This window comes from Faecalicatena orotica (assembly GCF_003149245.1).
GTDB classification, from domain to species: Bacteria; Bacillota; Clostridia; order Lachnospirales; family Lachnospiraceae; genus Faecalicatena_A; species Faecalicatena_A orotica.
In genome coordinates, this window is sequence record NZ_QGDL01000006.1 from 41,958 (window position 1) to 65,003 (window position 23,046).

The following is a 23,046-nucleotide window of genomic DNA, read 5'->3' on the forward strand; positions in this document are numbered from 1 at the left end:
TGTGTAAATCAGACTGAAAAAACTTATTGCCCTGCTTTTCCTGTCTCTTATGTATGTTCCATATCTGTGCTGTATCTTAATCTTTCACTAATTGGGGCCCTGCTTTAATAACCGTCTTCTGCACCGGTATCCTGTACCGGAGCATCGGTATCCCCCGAATCGGTATTGCCTGCATCCGTACTGCCGGTATCAGAATTCTGGCCATCTGCATTCTGGGTGTCCGCACCGCCATCGGTAGTACCGCCCTGGGAAATGCTGCTCAGACCGTTCTGGGCCTCCTGCGCATTATCTGTATCCGGAAAGAGCTCAATTACACGCTTCAGATACTTTACTGCGTTGTCATTATCTCCGTTCCTCATATATGCCAGACCGAGATTCAGAAGCGCGCCTCCGCTGTCATAGTTTTCATCCATACGGATTACCTTGCCAAGAGAGGCGATGGCCGTGTCATAGTTGGCTACTTCCAGAGATGCGGTTCCACCTGAATATAAAGACTCGCTTGCCCCCGGGAATACATCTGCGGACATCTCGTCATAAAGTGCCTTTCCGCCGTCTCCCAGAGAATCTCTGTTTACATTCAAAAGGGAGTCTGCCATCACATCATCGGTATAACTCTGGGATGTCCACTGGTTATACGCCGTCAGCAGATTTTCATAGCTGTCAGCAGTACTTGCCGCGCTTTGGGCATTATTCTCAGTATCCGTATCGTTCTTACGGTATTCATCCAGTGTCCTTGTCTGGGCGCTGATCTGTGCCTCAAGGGCATTGATCCGCTCACTGTATTCGACAATCTGCTGGTTCACCTTCTCATTCTTTGTCTGGTCGACCGCCGGAACAATCAGAAACCAGATGATCGCGGCCCCTATAAACGCCCCTACAACAATATTCATCACTGTAAACTTACTCGCGAGCGCTTTTGCCACCGAGTGCTTCGGCTGAATGATCGTCTCATTTCCAAGATTATACTCAACCGCTTCCTCTTTCTTCGGTTTATCATCCTTGATCTTCTGGCCCCTTAAGTTTGTCAGCTCATGCATGTACCGCAGCGTCATCTCATTGGTCGTATCAAGCTTTCTTGCTGTCCTTAAGGCCTGCCTCGCCTTCGCGTACTGCTCCGTGTGCAGATACAGAAGTGCCAGCAGCTGATAGGCTTTCAAAAATGACGGGTGGGCTGCAATCACCTTTTTCAGCTGTATGATTGCCAGATCTTCCCCGTTCTGCTCACAGTAAACCAGACACTGGTTGTATCTTCTGATCGCCTGATTCACCACATCCAACTCACTTGCTGATGCCTGCACCCTGCTGATAAAGTAACTTGCTATATTATCTCTCGGCTTTAAATTCTTGCTGATGATCCACTCTACCAGTCCTTCTGCCACTTCTCCCCGTCCGTAATAAACTAGCCCCAAAAGATTCCTGGCTGCAATATTCTCTCTATTATATTGTAAACTCCGCCGAAGGGAGGTAACCGCGCCGGACATATCCCGTATCTGTGCTTTCCTCAGCCCATCATTATACCAGTAGTTCGACTGGTACAAGATCTTCTTCGTATAGTCCATCTATGCTCACCATAATCTTTCCTGTATCTGTTCAGAAGCATGAACAGATACTCTTACTTTTACTTCGTCTGATCCATGACTTCCCGAAGCAGGTCCGTCATGTCTGATAAATCTTCCTGATAAACTGCATCTTCTATGTCTTCCACTTCCAGACTCGGCTTAAACTTCTTAAGTTCCTCTTCATAATCAAGCATCATGCGGCCTCCTTTTCTTAATCAGTTCATTTATCGTTACTGTTCACCGGAGTTACAGTACCCTTTCATCATTCCTGCCAGATAAAGAGAACCCAGACAGTATATTTTCCTGCCATGCTGATGTTCGAGTGCAAAGTCAATTGCCTCTTCCAAAGATTCTCTCACAAAAACAGGCTTATCTGTGTATGTTTCAAAAATATGCTGCAGCTCCTTAGTATGTGCTGCTCTTTTGTCTTCAATCCGGGTAATGATATAAAAATCCGTATCCACATTCCTGCACAGGCAGGCGATCATTTCTTCGTAGTCTTTATCATTTACCGCAGAAAAAAGGATGATATTCGCCTCTTTCTCCGGAAGACTGCGCAAAAAACCTTCCACTGCACTGACATTATGCGCCCCGTCCACGTATACATCCTTAAGGACTTCTTCCATGCGCCCTTCCCACTTGAGTTCATGCAGGGCCTCTCTCCAGAGATCAGGACGTCCTTCCTCTCCAAAGACAAACCTCATGATTTCCAAAGCCAGTACGGCATTGCCCGGCTGGTAAATCCCTATATTATTCAGACTCCATGTGGTATTTCCATAATACGCATTTACGCAGGAAAATGCAATATGTTTGTCCCTGATTCCGAGAATTTCGTACGCGTCTTTCCCTATTTTTTTACAGGGTGTCCCAAGTTCTGCGGCCCTCTGTTCGATCACACGGTTGCTCTCTTCCGTGGTATCTGCATAGAAAACAGGCACACCCGGCTTTATGATCCCTGCTTTTTCAAATGCAATAGCTGCAAGGGTGTCACCGAGGATCGCCGTATGGTCCAGACCGATTGACGTGATAGCCGTAACAAGTGGATGCTGAACTGAATTTGTCGCATCCAGACGTCCGCCAAGGCCTGTCTCCAGCACGGCATATTCTACACCGGCCGATGCAAACGCCGTCACCGCCATGCCGAACAGAAACTCAAAGAAGGTCGGATGGGGCAGTCCTTCCGCCTCCATCTCCTTCACTTTTCCCAATACAAATTCAAAGATATCCAGAAAAGCATCATCGCTGATCTGATCTCTGTTTATTACGATTCTTTCATTAATTTTTACAAGGTGCGGCGAGGTAAACAGCCCTGCCGTCTTCCCCTGTGCAAGCAGCATGGCATGGAGGTATGCACAGACTGAACCTTTCCCGTTCGTTCCGGCTGCATGCAGAACTTTGACGCGCTCCTGCGGCTCTCCGAGAAAAGAAAGAAACGCACGGGTATGCTCCGGTTTATTTTTTGTCGTAAACTTCGGTATATTCAGGATATATTCTGCTGCTTCCGTGTATGTCACTTTTCCTCACCTGCATTCTGCGTCGTAAACGCATTTGTTCCCTGTGCAGGTGCATCCGGATCAGCCGGCAGTTCCGTCAGCTTCCCTTCCTTATACTCATACTCTGCGGAAGTCCTGAAGATCGTGCTGCTGGAGCCCACCTGGTTCACCTGTATGATATCGCCGTCTGACAGGGTGGCGTCCTTCAGGTCAATTCTTGTATTATTGAGGAAACTGCTGCTCTGTTTCTCGCCATTGATATATACTTTACTCTGCTTCGTAAAGTTCTCTCCATATATACTGTAAGTTCCATCAAGCTGTGACACCAGTTCTGTAATGACCGCATCCTTTACCCCCATCGCCATATGGCCTTCCGTGATCGGCTGCCCGCTGTCCTTATAGACGTATTGCTTGCCATACAGGATGTCATACTGAAGAAGTTCGAGGTCGGACAGGTAATTCTTCGTCTGCCTTCTCTGTTGGTGATAATTGAACACCGTACCTGAATGAATATCAAGCCGCTCAAAAACGTCTGCCATTATCTGATATGCCGGGATGTTCCTGTCTTCTTTCTTCAGTCCGATGTTGTCCCAGATAACATAATTTGTATTATAGAGATATCTGCTCTTCAAGTCCTTCGCTTCCAGTCCCATCGTCGGCAGATGGTCACCGTAAAATACAATGACTGTCGGCTCTCCTCGTTCTTCGATTGCCTTCACAAGATTGCCGGCAAATTTATCCATCTCGTGGACTTCATTGACATAATATTCCCATGAATTGCGTTTTCCTTCATCCTCTACGCCGCTGACAACAATCTCCGGGTTCTCTATCATTTTCTCCGTCGGATAATCGCCGTGTCCCTGGACACTGATCGTAAATACAAAATCCTGCTGTTCTGTCGTATCCATAGATTCCAGAATATTAGGGATCAGGATATCATCCGTTGCCCAGCCCTTCGGCGTGGTCTGCAGGATATTCATAAACTCCTTGCTTGTATAATGGTCAAATCCCATATGGTTGAACACCTGTGCACGGCTGTAGAAGTTACCGCCATTGTTATGAAGTGCTTCTGCCCCATATCCCAGACTGCCAAGAGCCGTCGCCGCACTCTCCAATACTTTCGTCTTTGCATAAGTCTTATACGGATATTCTCCCGGTCCAAAGAAACGCATGCTCATACCGGTCAGTACTTCAAATTCGGTATTCGCTGTTCCTGCGCCGACTGATGGCACCTTGAAATAGCCGGCCGAATGCTCACTGTACATTTTCCTCAGATTCGGGATCGGGTCCTCGGAAAACTGAAGCCAGTCTACTTCTGTCGGGTCAAAATAAGATTCCAGCTGCACAAAGATGATATTAGGAAGTTCATCTTCGGACCTGCTAGTCTCACTTTTGGTGATATCCCCGTTATTACTGATTTTATCCATCGCAGCCTCACTGTATCCGGCCGGTTCTGATATCCCGGTGTTAAAAATACTCGCTGTGAAGCAGTACGGGAAACCATAGTCTTCATATGCAAATGCGATGTTCCCGAAGTAGTTTGATACCACTCTCTTGTCAATTGCTATATTTGTCAGGACCACGTAGGCCCCCAGCCAGAACACAACACCGATCAGAGCGATAATACGGTGCATCTTCCCTGTAAACTGACCGCCCCTGCGCCACATGGAGATTACCCACAGTACAACTGCCACAATACCCACAATCAGAAGGATCAGCTCAAATGTATTGAAATAATTCCCCGTCAGTGCCAGTGCATCCGACAATACTTTCAGGTCCTGGGCATTAAAAGGCGTAACCCTCTTTAACAGCAGGTATCCGTTACATGTCCCAAGGAACAGCCAGAATACACTTAACAGGATTCTGGCAAACACTCTCCGCCTGACCATATATACAATGGAAAATGTGGCAAATATCAGGAATGCATTAAACAGGAACACTTTTGGAGTCCCAACCATATAATCCCATGCCTCGAACAGAGAATGTCTGGATATGATTTCGATGATAAAGTTCAGCACACAGGCAAGCAGATAGTGGAAAACAAGTGAAAATCTGTCCATGAACCTATAGACCGGCTGCATCTTCTTCGCAAACCTGCTGTTGCGGCGCTGTTCCAGTATCCGCTCGCGCCGCTTTTTTCTCTCCTCCCAGTGTGCTTTTATATCTTCCTTTTTCAAGTTCTTGATCTTGTGAAAAAATCCTTTAATATCAGGTTTCTTAATTTGAATGTGTTTCATTTAAGACCTCTCTATGCTTTCTTTAAGCCAGCCATTCTCTCCTGAACCTGGGCAAGCATTTGTGTATACTTCTCCAGTTTTTCCTTTTCTTCCTGAACCTTTGCCTCAGGAGCCTTGCTGACAAACTTTTCATTCGCGAGCATTCCTTTTGCCCTCGCAATTTCTTTGGTCAATTTTTCTTCTTCTTTTTTCAGACGTTCCATCTCCTGCTCGAAATCAACCAGATCTTCCAGTGGAAGATATACTGAAGCATCCGGAACAACGATGGAAACCGCATCCTCTGCAATCCCCTGCTTTTCCTTACTGATAAATATCTCTGAGGCATTCATCAGAGGCCTTACAGAATCAGTCAGCGTTTCGAACCCGCTGCATAATTCACTGCTCCCTGTTACAATATAAACCTTCGTTTTACGTCCGTTTTCTACATTCATCTCTGCCCTGATGTTACGGATTCCACGGATGACTTCCTTCATATGGTCCACAATATTCTCGGCTGATTCAAAACAGAATTCCTCCTGATATACCGGCCAGCTTGAAATCATCAGTGATTCCTCCTCCGGAACAAGGGCGCTGTAGATTTCTTCCGTTACAAAAGGCATAAATGGATGCAGCATCTTCAGTGCCTGACCCAGAACCGTCTTCAGGGTCCAGAGTGCACAGTTTGCGGCCTGTGGGTTTTCCTCTTTGTGATAGATACGGAATTTAGCCATCTCAATATACCAGTCGCAAAATTCATCCCATATGAAATCATAGACCTTCTGTACTGCTATACCGAGCTCGAATTTATCCATGTTCTCTGTCACATCTTTTGCCAGAGTGTTCACTTTCGATAAAATCCATTTATCAGCTTCTGCAAGATCAGATAACTCCGGCCGTGTCAGCTGTTCATTTTCAATGTTCATCAGAATAAATCTGGATGCATTCCATACCTTGTTTGCAAAGTTTCTGCTCGCCTCCACTCTTTCATGGTAGAAACGCATATCATTACCAGGAGCATTCCCTGTAACAAGAGTAAGACGCAGAGCGTCGGACCCGTACTGGTCTATAACCTCCAGAGGATCGATCCCGTTTCCGAGAGATTTACTCATCTTGCGTCCCTGTGAATCTCTGATAAGGCCGTGAATCAGAACTGTGTGGAATGGAGATTTCCCTGTATGCTCATAGCCGGAGAATACCATGCGGATTACCCAGAAGAAGATGATGTCATACCCCGTTACGAGTACGTCTGTCGGGTAAAAATAATCCAGATCTTCTGTTTTCTCAGGCCATCCCAGTGTGGAGAACGGCCACAGTGCTGAACTAAACCATGTATCCAGTGTATCCTCATCCTGTGTAAAATGGGTACAGCCGCAATGCGGGCATTTTCCCGGAACTTCTTTTGCTACAACAAATTCACCGCACTCATCGCAGTAATATGCCGGGATTCTGTGTCCCCACCATATCTGCCTGGATATACACCAGTCTTTGATGTTCTCAAGCCAGTGCAGATAGATCTTATCGAATCTCTCCGGTACGAATTTCAGTTCGCCGGTCTTTAAAGCGTTGATTGCAGGTTTTGCCAGTTCTTCCATCTTCACGAACCACTGCTGCTTGATGAGCGGCTCGACCGTTGTCTTACAGCGGTCATGTGTTCCTACATTATGAGAATGCGGCTCAATCTTAACAAGATATCCCTGTTCTTCTAAGTCGGCAACAATTGCCTTTCTCGCCTCATAGCGTTCCATTCCCGCATATCTGCCGCCCTTTTCATTGATGGTGGCATCATCATTCATGATGTTGATTTCCGGCAGGTCATGGCGTTTTCCCACCTCGAAGTCATTCGGGTCATGTGCTGGTGTGATCTTTACCGCACCTGTTCCAAACTCCTTATCTACATAATAATCGGCTACAATAGGAATTTCTCTGTTTACCAGCGGAAGCAGTGCTTTCTTTCCTACAATGTCTTTATAACGTTCGTCATCCGGGTGAACCGCAATCGCCGTATCCCCCAGCATAGTCTCCGGCCGTGTCGTAGCGATCTCAAGGAAACGGTCTGTTCCTACGATCGGATACTTGATATGCCAGAAATGTCCGTCCTGCTCCTCATGCTCAACCTCTGCATCTGATAATGACGTCTTACATACCGGACACCAGTTGATAATTCTGGACCCTTTGTAGATATATCCCTTTTCATATAATTTAATGAATACTTCCTCAACAGCCTTGGAACACCCCTCGTCCATTGTGAAACGCTCTCTGTCCCAGTCACAGGAGATCCCCAGTTTCTTCAGCTGGTTCTCAATCGTTCCGGCATATTCTTCCTTCCACTGCCATGTTCTCTCCAGAAATCCTTCACGTCCTAATTCTTTTTTATCAATGCCTTCTTCTTTCAGCTGGTTCGTAACCTTGACTTCTGTGGAGATTGCAGCATGGTCCGTTCCCGGAATCCACAGTGCATTGTATCCTTCCATTCTTTTATAACGGATCAGGATATCCTGCAGTGTATTATCCAGCGCATGTCCCATATGCAGCTTGCCTGTAATATTCGGAGGAGGCATTACCGTTGTAAACGGCTTCCTGCTCCTGTCCACTTCTGCATGAAAATACTTGTTCTCACACCATTTGTCATACAATTTTTCTTCGATTTCTTTTGGATTATAAGTCTTAGCCAATTCCTTACTCATAGTGTCCTCCTTGCTCTCCCTCATAAGAATAATAAATTTTCCGTAACTACCCGGGGTCCGGCCAGTTATGTTTTCACTGTTTTTTCACACTTTTGAACATTTAAAAAGCCCTTTACAAATATGTAAAGGGCGTGTTCTACGCGGTACCACCTTAATTTTCATGCCTCATATGCTTCCTGCCTGTGGCATTTCTTAACAGTCCTTTAACGCGAACAACTCCGGGACATCCTATTACTCGCTTCAGATATCCGGTTCAGAAGCTACCTTCCATAATCCTTTCTTGAAACCACCTTACAGCCAATGGATGGTTCTCTCTGGCAAGAGTCATTATGTACTCCTCTTCATCAGCACCTTTATACATATGAATAAATTGTTAACTTTATATTAACTACAGAATATCATATCTTTGAAGTGGCGATTTGTCAAGGATGTTTAAAGAAACTTAAGATTTTTCAATAAAACGTGTGCAGTCAGGTGCAAAGCTATCTGTACAATTTTCCTGTTTGTATTTTCCCCTTATCCTAACCTATTTTCTAAAGTTTCAATCATCCTATTCGTTTCTTGTGTATTTTTTTAAATGATCTTATTTAAATTTTCATATTTATCAAGAATATCTAGAGCGTATTTGATAAATCATGTATACGGCTGATCGACTCAATTCGCGAGATATTTGAGCCAAATTTTTGAGGCGTAGTGGTTCTACGTTGATAAAATTTGGCTCAAATAGGTCGTGAAGTGGGGCGGTCAGACGTGTACAATGAATTATCAAACACGCTCTAGCATTAATGGTCTTGTATCCTTGGGGAACCTCCAAATATATTTCAAAAAATCCCACTCCATCTTTTCATAGCATCCGTCCGCCACATCTGGTCTTAATCTGCCCCGAAATTTCATCCAGCGTTTCAGCACTCTCCAAATACATATGTATCTATTATAATCCAAAAAAATCACAGTATCTGCTTTCGTCAGTCTAAGTTCAAAACTTGAAGCATAATTACCATCAACAATCCACCGCGCTTTTCTTAAAAGTTTTATCTGTTCATTTCTAAATGCATCCTCAGAAATACTTATCCAATCAGCCTGCCAATATATTCTGTCCAAATGAATAACTTCTATGCCGCTAATCTCACTAAGACGATTACTAAGCGTTGTCTTCCCGCTTCCGCACGAACCTACAATTACAATCTTTTCACCTAATTTCATTTTTAAAGCCTTTCTTTAATATCGGTGACAGCCTTCTGGTCTCATGCCATTTTTTTGATATTGGGAACTAATATCACTGTTGATATAATGACAAGTGTAATTCCACTACATATCCACGTCATCTCTATCGTGAAAATTGTTGCTAATTTTCCCATTAAAATCATGGAGACATAATTAAATAAACTTGCAACTAATGAATTAAACGATAAAATAGTAGCACGATTGGTACTCTCAATTCCTACATTTAAAACGGTTTCTTTAAGTGGATAAATTAAACCCAATAGAAATTCAAACAATAGTATACCTAGAAACAATAACCAAAATTTTTTTAAAAATGCTAATCCTATAATGCACAAGCCACAGGCAACAGAAACTGCAGAAAGTGTAAGAAATGATTTACGCAGCCATTTTTCCAATACAATATTTCCCACTAACATAGCTGCCCGCATAAAAACCCATGCCATACCTATTAAAGTATAGTTGACATATTCAAAATTGTACAAAACCGGCGACCAAAAAACAAATACTGGCGAAAATGCAAATGTCAAAACACTATTGAATAAAATAATGTTTCTGATACTTTTGTCCTTAATGCAATAATGAAAACTATCACTAACAATTTTTTTCATTCCATTAACATTATCCAAAATGCTATATTTCTGTTCTCTTTCAAAGCTCCCTTGTAACTTAGGCATAATAAAAACACTAAGGCCGACAAATATTAAAGATGCTATTAATGCAAACAGGAAAATTCCCTTCAAACAAAAATCTGCAATAATACCACCCATAAATCCAGCCACGATCATTATAATAGAAATGTATTTATTCTTTTTTATAAAAATATGTTCACTTTCTTTTTGAGACGTATTTTCTATAACCCAGGCATCTAATGTTCCTGATTCAAATGCACAGGCTATGCCTAGACAAATTTGAGCCACAACGAACAACGTAATTGTATTACAAAACAGAAAAATTATATTCGTGATACATAATAATATCCCCGTAAGAATTGATGTTTTTACATAGCCTAAATAATCAGCCAAAGCTCCAGTTGGTATTTCCATAAAGAACGCTGTAATAAGAGAAACAGCAACAACGGTATTCGTTTCCATTGTATCAAGATGATTACTGTATAAGAATAGTATAAAGGTTGCTCCAGTAATTCCAGCATAAAATTCAAACAGGCAATTCAAATACAAATAAATTTTTTTAACTCTATCTATTTTTTTTGCTTCTGTTCTTTCTATCATATGAATACCTTTCTTATCGTCAAAAAGCTAATATCAAATGTTATATTTTTTATACTAACATATTATTTACTGCTTTTAAATATTATTTAACGTAAAGTGTTACTGTTCACAGACAAGCCTGTAAACAGTAACGCGCCTGCTCATTTAAAGTCGCCTACGGCGAGGAGCAGGCTTATTGGCTACTTTACGTTCTTCCTCCCAGCCTATCAGCGTAGTGATAGACTGGGGAGTGAGCAGCAACCGTAAAATGCTTTTAGTAAAATTTTTTATCTAAGTATCTGGTGAAAACTGCTATTTTTCCCAATCTAATTATGCTAAAATGAAAGGAAAGAACATATGAAAAACGTATTAATTAAAAGGTTCAGGAAATTCAGCCGCAAGTATCGAATAAACAGGACATATAAAGATCAGCTCTTCCGGTTAATCTTTCATAATAAGGAAGACCTTCTTGCTTTATACAACGCGATAACTCTACCTGTTACACAAATCCAGATGAGTTGATCATAACTACAATCAGCGATGCAGTATACCTTGGTATGAAAAATGATCTGTCTTTTCTCATTGCCAATGTTTTAAACCTGTATGAACATCAAAGCACACTGAATCCAAATATGCCGCTTAGGGGACTGTTTTATTTTTCAGACGTCCTGAGGGCCTATGTGGATTCCAAACAGATTAACATTTATGGAAATAAATTAATTTCCCTGCCGACACCTGTCTATCTCATCTTTTATAACGGATTAGATTCAGCCCCCGATGAGATGGTATTACGGCTGTCTGACGCCTTCTACGATTTACCTGACGGCCAGATTCCTGCATTGGAGTGCCGGGCCAAAATGCTGAACGTTAATCTGGGACATAATAAAGAACTGATGGGACGCTGCCAGAAACTCAACGAGTATGCCAGCTTCATTGCACGCATCCGGGGATATCTGGATCGAAACTACAATCTAGAAGATGCCGTGAACAGAGCGGTCGATGAATGTATAGAAGAGGGGATACTGGCTGATATTCTCAGAAAGAACCGTAACGAGGTGATGGACATGATACTCTCTAATTTTAATGATAAGCTTCACTTTGAAGCACTGCGTAAAGAGGGATATGATGAGGGCTACGAAAGTGGTTTTGAAGATGGTTTTGAAGATGGAAATATCGCTCATTTAAAAATCCAAATACAGAAAAAGTTGAAAAAAGGCTGCTCAACCGCACAAATCGCAGATTTGCTGGAGGAGGATCCTGCTGTTATTGAGAGGTTAATCGAGGAACTGCAGTCAAATCAGGACTAGAGTCTATTTCATACTTGCCATTCTGTGCAGAAGTGTTATACTTTTCTCATGGGGTATTAGCGCAGTTGGGAGCGCGCAACATTCGCATTGTTGAGGCCACGGGTTCGAATCCCGTATACTCCATATCAAGGGGCATAACTTTTTATCTTTTAAATAAGAAGTTATGCCCCTTTTGTTTTACTTCATTTCTTTTAATTTTGAAATCATATCTACAATGGAATATCCATAATTATCCGCAGTGGCCCATCCATATCCCTCCGGGTTCTCCTGCTGTCCGAGCCATTCTACATAAGGTGCACATCCCTTTGTAACATATTCATAGCGGTCATCCACGCACTCCTGTGTCAGCGAGTCTACCGTCGCATATGCTTTCAGATGCTGGATCTGGGCCCGTATTCCTGTCTTTACGTCAGGGTATGAATTTCCCGCCACCCCGCCGCCTGTTGTGCCGAGTCCGGCGAAATTAAACTGTTCTATGGATGCATCCCCGCCATACTGGAGCCATCCGGTCTCTTTCATAGTCTGTACGAAAGCCACTTCTGGGCGTACGCCCTCTGCTACTGCCTCATCATAATACATCTGGCAGAAAGTCTCTATGCTGTCGGCCCCGCCTTTTCCCAGTGCACTCTCCGGGTACTTTTCACCGCTGGAGTTGAAGTAATCCACCATCTGTTCTACAGTGACAGAACTCTTACCCATAATCGGGTACTGGCCTTCTGCTATCACTTCTTCTGTCTCACCTGTATCTGATTTTTCGTTCTTTTCCCCAGATGCATCCTTGTCCGCCGTGCCTTCCGTTTTAGCCGCCTCATTTTCCTTCTCAGCATTTTTAAGTGCTTCGGCTTCCTTTGCCTGAACCGTTTCTGCCGCCTTGGCAGACTTTTTGTCAAACACACCTTTGTTCCCGGCGATCCCCACTACTGCCACAAGTACAACTGCAAGGAAAATCTCCAGCCATATTTTTAGCTTATCTTTATTAAAATCCTTAAATTCCATTCGCTCACCCTTGTCCTAAGATTAAGTTCCTATTACTTTACAATATATGCAAAAAAAATGCAAGTATGAGGAAATTTCGTGAGCATAAAAAATATATCACATTTCGGCCACGGCCATCTTTTCCATCTTCCAGTATTTTATTTCTGCTTTACCTTCCGACAGGCTGAAGCAGCTTCTTCCACCCTCCGGATAAAAGCGTGTTGTAAATACTTCTTCGCCTTTGTTCAGGTATATTTCTATACAGGAGGTATCCACAAGAACCCGGATATTCCGGCATTCCTTTATATTGACTGCACGGCCGCCCCTTCCGTATCCCAGATTTTTATCCTGCCGGAAGGAAATGCCAAACTGTCCGGTTTGACTGCTGTAAGTAAGGTCGATTGCGTCACTAATCGTTATAGTAATGTCTTTACTTAATACAGTTACTTCTATATCATATGTTTCCATTTCTTCGGATGACTCTGACATATCCAATATTCGTTCCTCCTGACGGAGTCTTTCTAATTCTTTTACCGGATACTGTAAAAGCCTTCTGTCTTTTTCCAATATTTCTCTCGGCACTGTCAGGGCATTCTGCCATCCCCATTCCACCGTCGGATTCGACTGTAACGGTTCATCCGGCATTCCGACCCAGCCGATCAGGATTCTCCTGCCGCTTTCATCCAGAAACGTCTGTGGGGCATAAAAATCAAACCCCCGGTCCCATTCCCTGAAATTCTTCAATTCATATGACTGATCAAACTCTCCTGTCAGCTCGTAGTACCCTGACTGATAGAGGTTCTGATAATCCACACCACTTTGTTCCACACCCTGGGGCGAGACGCTCAGGAATTTCCTGCCTCCGGCTGTGAATGCATCCGGACATTCCCACATATATCCAAAGGGGTCTTTTGATTTCAGGATGTTGACAAGTTCCCAGTCTCTCAGGCCGCTGCTTTTGTATACAAGCACTTCTCCCACATCACTCTGAGTCCTTGCACCGAGAAACATGTAATAGTTTTCGTCATCCTTACCTATACTCTTCCCGGTCACAACCTTTGGGTCCCGGATATGGCATGTGAGACCGGACGGGTAATCTGCATTCGTCATCAGGCATTCTTTTCTGCCAAACGTAATCCCGTCCTCACTGCTGACCAGTACCGTATTTCCCTGACGTCCGTCTGTGATATAATTATAGTCACCCTTCAGTTTTACATTTCCCGTATAATACAGGTTCATCTTCCCGTCTGCAATCAATGCTGATCCGGAATATACTCCATTGCTTTCGAAGTCCTCCTCCGGAGAGAGTGCAATTCCCTCATATTTCCAGTTCAGGAGATCCGGGCTCGTATAATGTCCCCAGTACTTCATTCCGCCGTTTGGGTCATCCGGTGCATATTGAAAAAACACATGATAGACACCCTTGAACTGGCACAGTCCGTTCGGGTCGTTAAGCCAGCCTGCTGGAGGCATCAGGTGGAATCCCAGCCTCCACTTATCATTCCCTTTTATACCTGCCATAAATACCATCCTCTATTCTAAATCCTCATTTTAAATACCGCCCGGCTACTCCTTATCTTTGTGTGATATGGACCTCCTGATAGCTTCCCTGGTTTGTGATAATAATCGGACTGACAGTTTTCAGTCCCGCATTCAGGATCTTTTCCATGTCAAATTCCGCAAGCAGTTCCCCTTTTTTCACCTGCTGGCCCGTTTCCACGTGTACTGTAAATGGTTCCCCATTTAATGTGACCGTATCGAGACCTACATGGATCAACAGTTCCATACCATCTGCCGTTTCAAGGCCGATAGCATGTTTTGTATCAAAAACCGTGGCTACTGTACAGTTAAACGGAGCATATACTTTCCCCTCCTCCGGCTTCACACCAACACCGTCACCCAGCACGCCTGATGCAAATGTCTCATCCGGAACTTCTGACAGTGGTATCACCTCACCCTGAATCGGGCAGGCAAACGTAAATTCTTCTGTATTATTGCCTGATTGAACTGTGACTGACTCCTCTGTCTGATCCTCTGTAACAGTTTCCTCTACAGATAGAGCCTTATCGGATTCCTTGTTTTCCGTCACAGCATCTGATTCATCCGTCTCTTCTTTAAATCCCAGAATTCCTGTCAACACAAAAGCCACACCGAATGCGATTGCCATCGCTATGATATAGTGAATTGGGCTGTGAAGATGCAGAAGAATTCCGAAAATACCTGTAACACCTGTTCCTGTTGCCCCGAGATTTACAATGGATGCATATAACGCACCGCATGCACCTCCGACTGATGCCGCAATAAATGGTCTGACAAGGCGTAAGTTTACACCGAAAATGGCAGGTTCTGTAATACCCATGCATGCACTTAATGCAGATGGCAGGGCAACAGATTTCATCTTCTTGTTTTTACTTTTCAATGCAACTGCGAGAGCCGCACCACCCTGTGCCACGTTAGCTGCAGAAGCGAGAGGAAGCCAGAATGTGAGTCCGTATTTGGCAAGCTGTCCGATGTCTATGACTGTGTACATATGGTGGATGCCGGATACAACCGTTGTCGCATAGGCACCTCCCATGATGAAACTTCCAATTCCAAATGGCAGTGTCAGCAGACTCTGAATCCCATTTAACAGGCCGTTCTCAAGGAAAACGAAAACTGGTCCGATCGCTGCAAGGGTAAGGTACCCTGTTACAAATACACTGACCAGAGGCGTAACAAACAGATCAAACATAGGTGGTACGATCTTGTGCAGCTTCTTTTCTATGATACTCAGGACAAATACAGCAATGATAACCGGGATGACATGACCCTGATAGCCGACCATATCAACCTTCCACAGTCCGAAGAATACTTCCTGCGTCTTCTGGACACCTTCCGTAGCAACGGTCCAAGCATTCTGCAGGTCCGGGTGTATCATAATCATACCGATGACCGCACCGAGAAACGGATTCGCACCGAACACTTTCGCCGCACTGAATGCAATCAAAATTGGCAGGAACACATAGGCTACATTGCTGAACAATACTGCAAACTGGTAAATAGAACCATTTGTATTAATATTCAGGAAGCCGTTATTCACCATGAAATTCAGCGCTTCCATAATTCCCATTAAAAATCCGCTTGCAACAATGGCCGGTATAATGGGAACAAAAATGTCCCCGATCGTCTTGATCACTCTCTGGAACGGGTTCGCTTTCTTCGCGGCCTCCCTCTTCACATCTTCTTTGCTCGCCTCGGATATACCGGCGATCTTAATGAACTCATCGTATACTTTGTTGACAGTCCCTGTACCAAGAATAATCTGCATCTGGCCGGATGCAAAGAATACTCCTTTCACTGCGTCAATATTCTCCACTGCCTTGCTGTTACACTTTTCGTTGTCAGCAATGACCAGTCTGAGCCTTGTGGCACAGTGAGCCGCTGAAATTAAATTCTCTTTCCCGCCTACATTCTCCAAAATCTGTCTGGCGATTGATTGGTAATCCATAACTTCCTCCTTTATGATAACGTTATCAGTTATTAATTCATTGATTTCACTATGTTTTTCACATTATATGCTTTTTCTGTGTGAAATCGTTTTCACTTTATATTTATATATTATCACTTTTTCTAGATTTGTAAATAGGAAGATAATACAAAATTGCCTTATATTTTTTGTATATAATCCACAAATCATTTGCCAGTTTACCAAATAGAAAACCGGGAATTCCGTAGAAGCATTACACTTCTATGAAATTCCCGGTCCCTGCCGTTATACATCTGCCTTTTTAAACACTCTCTGCCTTTATTACTTCATACCCCAGTTTCGTCTGCTTTGCCACATGATCCTGATTTTCTATCATCTCAAGCAGCATATTGGCAGCTTCTATGCCGCTTGTCTTGTAAAAAAGATGCGCTGTTGTCAGCTTCGGGGTCACTACTCTGGACATCCTGTTATGTCCGACCCCCGCAATGCTTATCTCATCCGGTACTTTTTTCCCCATGTCCCGCAGACAGGTCATAGCCCCCACAGCCAGCGTATCCGTCGCACAGAATACAGCATCCAGACGAGGCGCCCTCTTCAGCAGCTTTTTCATACAGTCATAACCCGCATCCATCGTAAATCCAGCCGTTACAATCATATTCTCTGCCGGCTCAATCCCCCTGTTTTGCAGGGCATCCCGATATCCCTGCGTCCGGCTCTTTCCGGCAGCTTCGTCACTTTGTGTGACGGCAATATGGGCCACATTTCGTTTCCCGCTGTCCAGTAGAAGCTCTGTCATCGCCTTTGCCGCCCCGTAATCATCATGGTAAACGCAGGCAAGGCCGTCAAACCGCTGGCTGATGACCACCACCGGAATCTGCATCTTCTTCAGCGCCTCCTGATGGGCTTTGTCATAAACAGATGCAGAAAACAGTATCCCATCCACCGGGTTATTCTGCAGCAGATTCAAATATTCAAGCTCCTTCTTCGGACTATTCTCGGTACTTGCAAGCAGCATCTGGTAGCCTGCCTTAGAAAGGACTGAACTGATCCCGTCCGCAACCCTCGCGATAGACTCAGAACTAATCTTAGGAAGAATCACACCAATAACCTTCGACTTTTTCGTCCTTAAAATCTGGGCCTGCTTGGACGGCTTATACCCCGTCTTATCAATTACAGCTTTAATCTTTTTTCTCTTTTCCTCACTGATATAACCGTCATTCAAATATCTGGATACCGCAGAAACCGATACCCCTGCCATCTTAGCAATCTCTGTAATAGTCATATCCCTGCCCTCTTCTCCTTCATTCTCCGAAAACACCACCACTATCAAATCCCGGTAACCGCCAGAAAAACGGACTGCCCCGCCAATTATAAATTATTGTAGCATCATCCCTATGCCGATTCAAGTACAGATCAACTTATCAGAGGTATTTCGTAGGATGAAAAAGGTTACTGGTTATTGTTCTCAGGCACGCCTCCTTACTTTACAAAATTTTGGTATAAAATTCATACAAATTTTATGGATTCAAATAGTACTCTATGATAGGGTATATGTACTTGAAAAGATCTGGTGTATTTCATACATTCTTAGAATCTAATCAAATCATTCCAACAATCCATGTTTCAACATCGGACAAACAACAATCATTTAAAAAATTCAAACAATAAAGGCTGGTGATGTCTATTGAAAGTATAAACTTGTCTTGGGAACACTCACTTCATTTTGAAATATCCAAAAACAGACAAGGAGAAAATTACATATGGGAAAAAATGATATTTATATGAAACGCTGGCTCTCCGATAAGCGCCGGTTTGCGGATTTGATCAACGGCTCCCTGTTTCAGGGGAAACAGGTATTTCTGCCGAATCACTTAACGGAAAGTAACCCGGAACAGACCCTCGTTTTACGGAATCCAAACGGTGAAAACCTCACGGTTCAAAGATACCGTGACATCATGATGGTGGCAGAAGACGGGACAAGGATCGTGGTACTGGCATGTGAAAACCAGGATGAAATCCACTATGCCATGCCTGTCCGGGGAATGCTGTATGATGCATTGAACTACACTGAACAGATCAGCCAGATCAGAAAAATCAGAAGAGAAAACAAGGAATTGGAAAATTCCTCTGAATTTTTGTCCGGCCTCAAGAAAAATGACCGGCTCACCCCCGTTATTACTGTTGTCTTTTACTATGGTGAAAAAGAATGGGACGGCGCACAGGACCTGCATGGACTTTTAGGGCTTAACGCAAAAGAATATGAACTGTTAAAAAAATATATTCCCAACTACCGGATAAATTTGTTTGATCCAAGGCGTATGAATAATAATTTATGTTTTCAGACAGATTTACAGTTGGTATTCGGCATGTTAGAATATAGAAAAAGTAAAGAATGTCTGCAGAAATATATGCAGACTAACAAGAATTATTTTGGCAATATGGACGAGGATTCATATAACGCAATAAGGGTGCTGCTCGGCTCAGGACAGCAGTTACCCGAAGCGAAACTAAAATCAGGAGGGATTGATATGTGCAAAGCATTAGATGATTTATATCAGGATGGAGTTGACGAGGGAATTAAGACCGGCATTAAGAGAGGAATACAGCAGGGCATAGAGCAAGGTATTAAAGCATTTATTCTGGATTACCGTGAGGAAGGCTATGACAAAGAAAAGATCCTTATGAAACTGCAAACCCGCTTTTCCCTTACCAGAGAACAATCAGAAGAATATTTTTCACGTTTTTAGTACATAAAACCGGGCATTGTGTACAGAAGAAAGAAGCGATATACGCTGTGAGGCAATCTTTTAAAAAGTATTTTCGTCGTGAGGACAGTAAAGGCACTCACTATGCGTGGGTGCCTTTTACATTTAATCTTTTTATAAAATGATGTTGGGGTCAAAAGGTCTTTTGACCCCTGATGCCTACGGATTTATTCGACAACGACCCCTTTTTGGAGCATGATATTCGCATAAAGTGCCTTCTCGCTTGTTGCAATAATTGCATATGCAGTCTTTGCCTCATCATAGAATGCAAATCTCTCGATGTTGCCGACAGCCTCAGCGCCTCTGTCATCGTGTTTTGCAATAATCTCCTTGTAAGTATCCCAGATCGGTGTCTCAACATCGTCTCCCGGCATAACTTCCATCAGGTTCACTGGTTTTTCTACATACGTATCCAGTGGGAAAACCTTAAGAATCGCATCCAGAATCTCCGGTACGCCGTGTCCGTCACAGCGGATCACGATTGCGTCTTTTCCCATAGACTCTGCCGGAAAATTACCGTCGGAGATAACAAGGCGGTCACTGTGTCCCATCTCGCATAAAACTTTTAATAATTCAGGTGATAAAATCTGTGGAATTCCTTTTAACATGTTTGTATCCTCCTTCTCGTTTTCAACACAAAGAGCGCCTATTTATCATAGGCACTCTCTGTTGTCTGACAGATATGAATGACAGTATCATTCTCTCAATATCAATTATCTGATAGATTTGTACATTGGTCCGTAAGCCTGGCAGGCTCTGAAATCCTGTCCCTCTTTATCCTGTCCGAATGCGCCCCATGATGCAGGTCTGAAGATCTTTTCTTCCGGTACATTGTGCATAGCTACCGGGATTCTTAAGATAGAGCATAGTGTAATCAGGTCAGCCCCGATGTGTCCGTAGCTGATTGCTCCGTGGTTAGCTCCCCAGTTGTTCATAACATCATAAGCAGATGCAAATGCGCCTTCTCCTGTTACTCTTGGTGCAAACCATGTACATGGCCATGTATAGTCAGTTCTCTTCCAAAGAACATCTGTAACTTCATCAGGAAGTTTCACGGTCCATCCTTCAGCGATCTGAAGCATTGGTCCTAAGTTCTTAACGAGGTTAAGACGGATCATTGTTACAGGCATCTCTGCTTCTGTTACGAATCTAGATGAATAGCCGCCGCCTCTGAAGTATCCGAAGTCAGCATAGTTCCATGTTGTAGCCTTCAGGATTGCATCCTGATCAGCTTCTGTCACTTCGTACCAAGGCTTCATGCATCCGTTTCCGTCTGCGTCTTTTGCCTGTCCGTTAGCGTCCAGACATGCTGCTCCAGAGTTGATCAGGTGGATAAATCCGCCTGCTTCTTTTGCGTGTCCTTCAAGCTCGTATCCGTCTGTTGCTCTTCTGACAGCATCCGGGCTCCAGTATGTACGTACGTCAGCGAATATCTGTGCTGAGTTTGTAAGGAGTTTGCTGAACATCATTCCGAGTCCATTCAGTACATCGTTCTCTGTAGCAAGAATATATGGCTCTCTTGCTCCATTCCAGTCAAAAGAGGTATTCAGCATAGCCTCTGCAAAGTCACAGTTCGGATAGAAGTCTGTCCACTGTCTCTGTCCCTGGAATCCAGCAGCCAGTGCATTGTGTCCAACCTTCTCTTCCTCTCCGTTTGCAGGAAGGTTCTCGTTTCCGTTCATCAGATCTTTGATGATGCACATCATCTTTACCACGAATTCCCAGTCAGCATCTTTTTCTTCACGTGTTCTCTGGATATCTTCCTGGTTCTTGTCGAATCCTTCAATACATTTCTCTTTTGTCCATGCAAGAGCTTTCTTAAATTCTTCCTCATCGTAGATGCCTTCTGTCATACGGCGGATGATTTCCACCTCATCAACAGACTCAACACGCATGCCAAGGTACTCTTCGATAAATGCAGGATCAATAATGGATCCGCCGATTCCCATACAGATAGAACCGATCTGCAGATAGGATTTACCTCTCATTGTTGCAGCTGCAACAGAAGCACGTCCAAATCTCAGTAACTTTTCTTTTACATCGCAAGGAATCTCTGTATCATCAGCTTCCTGGACATCATGTCCGTAGATACCAAATGCAGGAAGACCTTTCTGTGCATGTGTAGCAAGAACAGATGCAAGGTAAACGGCTCCCGGTCTCTCAGTTCCGTTGAATCCCCATACAGCCTTGATTGTCTGCGGGTCCATATCCATTGTCTCTGCTCCGTAGCACCAGCATGGTGTAACGGTTAAAGTGATGTCAACGCCTTCTTTTTTGAATTTATCAGCACATGCAGCTGCTTCTGCAACACGTCCGATTGTTGTATCAGCGATAACAACCTTAACCGGCTCACCATTTGAGTATCTTAAGTTTTCCTCAAACAGTTTTGCAGCAGATTTAGCCATGTTCATTGTCTGCTCTTCCAGAGATTCACGTACCTTAAGTACACCTCTGCGTCCGTCGATAGTAGGTCTGATTCCGATTACTGGATAGTCCCCGATGAGTCTTGATTTTGCCATAGTTTGTTTCCTCCTTATTCTTGATTAATGAGTTAATATCCATTCACATTCCAGGCTGGTCAGCTTAGAATGGTAATAAACTTTTCGTATGCCGCATTCCACTTTTCTTCGTTCTGCGGAATATATTCATATGTCGTTTCTGAATCTGCAATGATCCTTCTCGCTTCATTCACGTCTTTGATTTCCCCAAGTGACATGAACTGCACGGCTATGTTGCCCAATGCCGTCGCTTCCACAGGTCCCGCGATTACTTTGCGTCCGTTCGCTCCCGCTGTCATCTGGCAGAGAAGCTTACTCTGGATACCGCCGCCGATCATATGGATGGTCGGATAATGCTTTCCTGTACATGATTCAATCTGTTCCAGGGCATATCTGTACTTCAGTGCAAGGCTCTGGTTGATGCAGCATACGATCTCTCCGATCGTCTCCGGCACCCTCTGCCCTGTCCTTCTGCAGAACTCCCTGATACGTTCCGGTATATTGCCTGCCGGCACGAACTCCGGTGCATCCGGATCGATAAAGCTTAAGAACGGCTCTGCTTTCATAGCCATCTGCTCCAGCTCACCAAAGGAATATTCCTGTCCCTCACGGATCCATTGTCTCCGGCTCTCCTGTACAAGCCACAAACCAATAATATTCTTCAGAAGGGTCGTTGTATTTCCATAACCACCTTCGTTACTTACGTTGCATTCCAGTGACTTTTCACCAATAACCGGAGCCTTCAGCTCTGTTCCGAATAAGCTCCATGTTCCGCAGCTGATAAACATAAAATCTTCTTCCTGTGTCGGAACCGCCACAACGGCACTCTGTGTATCATGGCTGGCCACTGCAATAACCTTGGCCGGCTTTATTCCAAGTTCCTCACAGATATCATCGCTTAAGTTTCCTACCACCGTACCGCTCGGCACGATTTCAGGGAAGATCTCTTTTGGAATCTGAAGTGCATCCATTATTTTATCAGACCATACTTTGTTCCTTGCATCCATCAGCTGAGTCGTCGTAGACATAGTATATTCTGCCTTCTTCTCACCTGTCAGGAAATAGTTGAACAGATCCGGAGTCAGCAGAAGCTTGTCTGCACGTTCCAGAATCCACGGTCTCTTCTGCACAAGGGAATAAAGCTGGAATACCGTATTGAAGTTCTCGAACTGATTTCCTGTCATATCATACAGCTCATCTTTCGGAATTGCCTTGAATACCTCTTCCTGCATTCCGAGTGTTCTGTCATCCCTGTAATGCACGGCACTCTCAAGCAGTACCCCGTGTTCATCCAGAAGTCCGAAATCAACTCCCCATGTATCGATTCCGAGACTTTCAAAACCGCCTTTTTGCTTTGCCTTGATAATTCCCTGCTTAATCTCGAAAAATTGTCTCAGTGTGTCCCAGTACATAGTCTTGCCGATGATGACCGGATCATTGGAAAAGCGGTAAACTTCTTCCATATGTATCTTTCCGTCCTCCAGAGTTCCCAGAATCGCACGTCCGCTGGATGCCCCGAAGTCAAAAGCAAGTACCTGTTTCTTCTCACTACTCACACGTCTTCCTCCTTTCATAGCCACATTCATCTCGCCACTGATTTCATTTTATCATTGTCCCGGAAAATATACTTGTGCTATAATAGTAAAAAATA

The 23,046-nt window shown here is 43.9% G+C and carries 16 protein-coding genes, 1 tRNA gene and 1 other annotated feature; of the genes, 3 read left to right on the forward strand and 14 right to left on the reverse strand.

What is annotated here, in order from left to right; all coding sequences use genetic code 11:
* Positions 1 to 104: 104 nt before the first annotated feature.
* The 7 genes from A8806_RS10550 to A8806_RS10575 form a co-directional block, all read right to left on the reverse strand.
* A complete protein-coding gene (locus tag A8806_RS10550) occupies positions 105 to 1,559 on the reverse strand; it encodes a tetratricopeptide repeat protein (RefSeq protein ID WP_109731169.1) in 1,455 nt (484 codons plus the stop codon).
* Positions 1,560 to 1,618: 59 nt separating this feature from the next.
* A complete protein-coding gene (locus A8806_RS26165; RefSeq protein ID WP_181368680.1) occupies positions 1,619 to 1,756 on the reverse strand; it encodes a hypothetical protein in 138 nt (45 codons plus the stop codon).
* Between the two features lie 33 nt (positions 1,757 to 1,789).
* Entirely contained in the window at positions 1,790 to 3,073 is a 1,284-nt protein-coding gene (locus tag A8806_RS10555) for a bifunctional folylpolyglutamate synthase/dihydrofolate synthase (protein ID WP_109731170.1), read from the reverse strand.
* Positions 3,070 to 5,289, reverse strand: a complete 2,220-nt coding sequence (locus tag A8806_RS10560) for an LTA synthase family protein (protein ID WP_109731171.1) — start codon at positions 5,287 to 5,289, stop codon at positions 3,070 to 3,072. The genes A8806_RS10555 and A8806_RS10560 overlap by 4 nt, the downstream gene beginning before the upstream one ends.
* Before the next feature lie 11 nt (positions 5,290 to 5,300).
* Complete coding sequence (locus tag A8806_RS10565) at positions 5,301 to 7,952, reverse strand: valine--tRNA ligase (protein ID WP_109731172.1); 2,652 nt, start codon at positions 7,950 to 7,952, stop codon at positions 5,301 to 5,303.
* A 122-nt stretch (positions 7,953 to 8,074) separates the two neighbouring features.
* Positions 8,075 to 8,309 (reverse strand) — a binding site (T-box leader).
* Positions 8,310 to 8,717: 408 nt separating this feature from the next.
* Complete coding sequence (locus A8806_RS10570) at positions 8,718 to 9,155, reverse strand: P-loop NTPase family protein (RefSeq protein WP_109731173.1); 438 nt, start codon at positions 9,153 to 9,155, stop codon at positions 8,718 to 8,720.
* Positions 9,156 to 9,196: 41 nt separating this feature from the next.
* Complete coding sequence (locus tag A8806_RS10575; RefSeq protein ID WP_109731174.1) at positions 9,197 to 10,405, reverse strand: MFS transporter; 1,209 nt, start codon at positions 10,403 to 10,405, stop codon at positions 9,197 to 9,199.
* Between the two features lie 536 nt (positions 10,406 to 10,941).
* Between A8806_RS10575 and A8806_RS26170 the strand changes: the two genes are divergently transcribed.
* Together A8806_RS26170 and A8806_RS10585 are read left to right on the forward strand one after the other, a co-directional pair.
* Positions 10,942 to 11,691 (forward strand): hypothetical protein, encoded by a 750-nt coding sequence (locus tag A8806_RS26170; protein WP_181368659.1) that lies wholly within the window; start codon positions 10,942 to 10,944, stop codon positions 11,689 to 11,691.
* Positions 11,692 to 11,741: 50 nt separating this feature from the next.
* Positions 11,742 to 11,814: transfer RNA gene (locus A8806_RS10585), tRNA-Ala, on the forward strand.
* 54 nt (positions 11,815 to 11,868) lie between these two features.
* On the opposite strand, the gene A8806_RS10590 is transcribed toward A8806_RS10585, so the two are convergent.
* From A8806_RS10590 to A8806_RS10605, 4 genes are all read right to left on the reverse strand, one after another.
* Complete coding sequence (locus A8806_RS10590) at positions 11,869 to 12,687, reverse strand: glucosaminidase domain-containing protein (protein ID WP_109731175.1); 819 nt, start codon at positions 12,685 to 12,687, stop codon at positions 11,869 to 11,871.
* A gap of 96 nt (positions 12,688 to 12,783) precedes the next feature.
* Positions 12,784 to 14,187, reverse strand: a complete 1,404-nt coding sequence (locus A8806_RS10595) for a glycoside hydrolase family 32 protein (protein WP_109731176.1) — start codon at positions 14,185 to 14,187, stop codon at positions 12,784 to 12,786.
* 52 nt (positions 14,188 to 14,239) lie between these two features.
* A complete protein-coding gene (locus A8806_RS10600) occupies positions 14,240 to 16,153 on the reverse strand; it encodes a PTS sucrose transporter subunit IIABC (protein WP_109731177.1) in 1,914 nt (637 codons plus the stop codon).
* A gap of 280 nt (positions 16,154 to 16,433) precedes the next feature.
* Positions 16,434 to 17,414: a LacI family DNA-binding transcriptional regulator gene (locus tag A8806_RS10605; RefSeq protein WP_109731178.1), complete on the reverse strand. Its 981-nt coding sequence runs from the start codon at positions 17,412 to 17,414 to the stop codon at positions 16,434 to 16,436.
* Positions 17,415 to 17,892: 478 nt separating this feature from the next.
* Here A8806_RS10605 and A8806_RS10610 point away from each other — a divergent pair, with 478 nt between their 5' ends.
* Positions 17,893 to 18,879, forward strand: a complete 987-nt coding sequence (locus A8806_RS10610) for an Rpn family recombination-promoting nuclease/putative transposase (RefSeq protein WP_109731179.1) — start codon at positions 17,893 to 17,895, stop codon at positions 18,877 to 18,879.
* Between the two features lie 185 nt (positions 18,880 to 19,064).
* Here A8806_RS10610 and A8806_RS10615 read toward each other — a convergent pair whose 3' ends face one another.
* From A8806_RS10615 to A8806_RS10625, 3 genes are all read right to left on the reverse strand, one after another.
* The gene (locus A8806_RS10615) at positions 19,065 to 19,505 is read right to left on the reverse strand and encodes an RbsD/FucU family protein (RefSeq protein WP_109731180.1); all 441 of its coding nucleotides are present in this window, start codon (positions 19,503 to 19,505) and stop codon (positions 19,065 to 19,067) included.
* 105 nt (positions 19,506 to 19,610) lie between these two features.
* The gene (locus tag A8806_RS10620; protein WP_109731181.1) at positions 19,611 to 21,416 is read right to left on the reverse strand and encodes an L-fucose isomerase; all 1,806 of its coding nucleotides are present in this window, start codon (positions 21,414 to 21,416) and stop codon (positions 19,611 to 19,613) included.
* A 59-nt stretch (positions 21,417 to 21,475) separates the two neighbouring features.
* Positions 21,476 to 22,951: a rhamnulokinase gene (locus A8806_RS10625; protein WP_109731182.1), complete on the reverse strand. Its 1,476-nt coding sequence runs from the start codon at positions 22,949 to 22,951 to the stop codon at positions 21,476 to 21,478.
* Positions 22,952 to 23,046 lie beyond the last annotated feature (95 nt).

What these genes read in the sequence shown, in the direction of transcription:
- A8806_RS10550 (WP_109731169.1), bottom strand. Translation starts at nt 1,559, where the DNA reads ATGGACTATACGAAGAAGATCTTGTACCAGTCGAACTACTGGTATAAT.
- A8806_RS26165 (WP_181368680.1), bottom strand. Translation starts at nt 1,756, where the DNA reads ATGATGCTTGATTATGAAGAGGAACTTAAGAAGTTTAAGCCGAGTCTG.
- A8806_RS10560 (WP_109731171.1), bottom strand. Translation starts at nt 5,289, where the DNA reads ATGAAACACATTCAAATTAAGAAACCTGATATTAAAGGATTTTTTCAC.
- A8806_RS10565 (WP_109731172.1), bottom strand. Translation starts at nt 7,952, where the DNA reads ATGAGTAAGGAATTGGCTAAGACTTATAATCCAAAAGAAATCGAAGAA.
- A8806_RS10570 (WP_109731173.1), bottom strand. Translation starts at nt 9,155, where the DNA reads ATGAAATTAGGTGAAAAGATTGTAATTGTAGGTTCGTGCGGAAGCGGG.
- A8806_RS10575 (WP_109731174.1), bottom strand. Translation starts at nt 10,405, where the DNA reads ATGATAGAAAGAACAGAAGCAAAAAAAATAGATAGAGTTAAAAAAATT.
- A8806_RS26170 (WP_181368659.1), top strand. Translation starts at nt 10,942, where the DNA reads ATGAAAAATGATCTGTCTTTTCTCATTGCCAATGTTTTAAACCTGTAT.
- A8806_RS10590 (WP_109731175.1), bottom strand. Translation starts at nt 12,687, where the DNA reads ATGGAATTTAAGGATTTTAATAAAGATAAGCTAAAAATATGGCTGGAG.
- A8806_RS10595 (WP_109731176.1), bottom strand. Translation starts at nt 14,187, where the DNA reads ATGGCAGGTATAAAAGGGAATGATAAGTGGAGGCTGGGATTCCACCTG.
- A8806_RS10600 (WP_109731177.1), bottom strand. Translation starts at nt 16,153, where the DNA reads ATGGATTACCAATCAATCGCCAGACAGATTTTGGAGAATGTAGGCGGG.
- A8806_RS10605 (WP_109731178.1), bottom strand. Translation starts at nt 17,414, where the DNA reads ATGACTATTACAGAGATTGCTAAGATGGCAGGGGTATCGGTTTCTGCG.
- A8806_RS10610 (WP_109731179.1), top strand. Translation starts at nt 17,893, where the DNA reads ATGGGAAAAAATGATATTTATATGAAACGCTGGCTCTCCGATAAGCGC.
- A8806_RS10615 (WP_109731180.1), bottom strand. Translation starts at nt 19,505, where the DNA reads ATGTTAAAAGGAATTCCACAGATTTTATCACCTGAATTATTAAAAGTT.
- A8806_RS10620 (WP_109731181.1), bottom strand. Translation starts at nt 21,416, where the DNA reads ATGGCAAAATCAAGACTCATCGGGGACTATCCAGTAATCGGAATCAGA.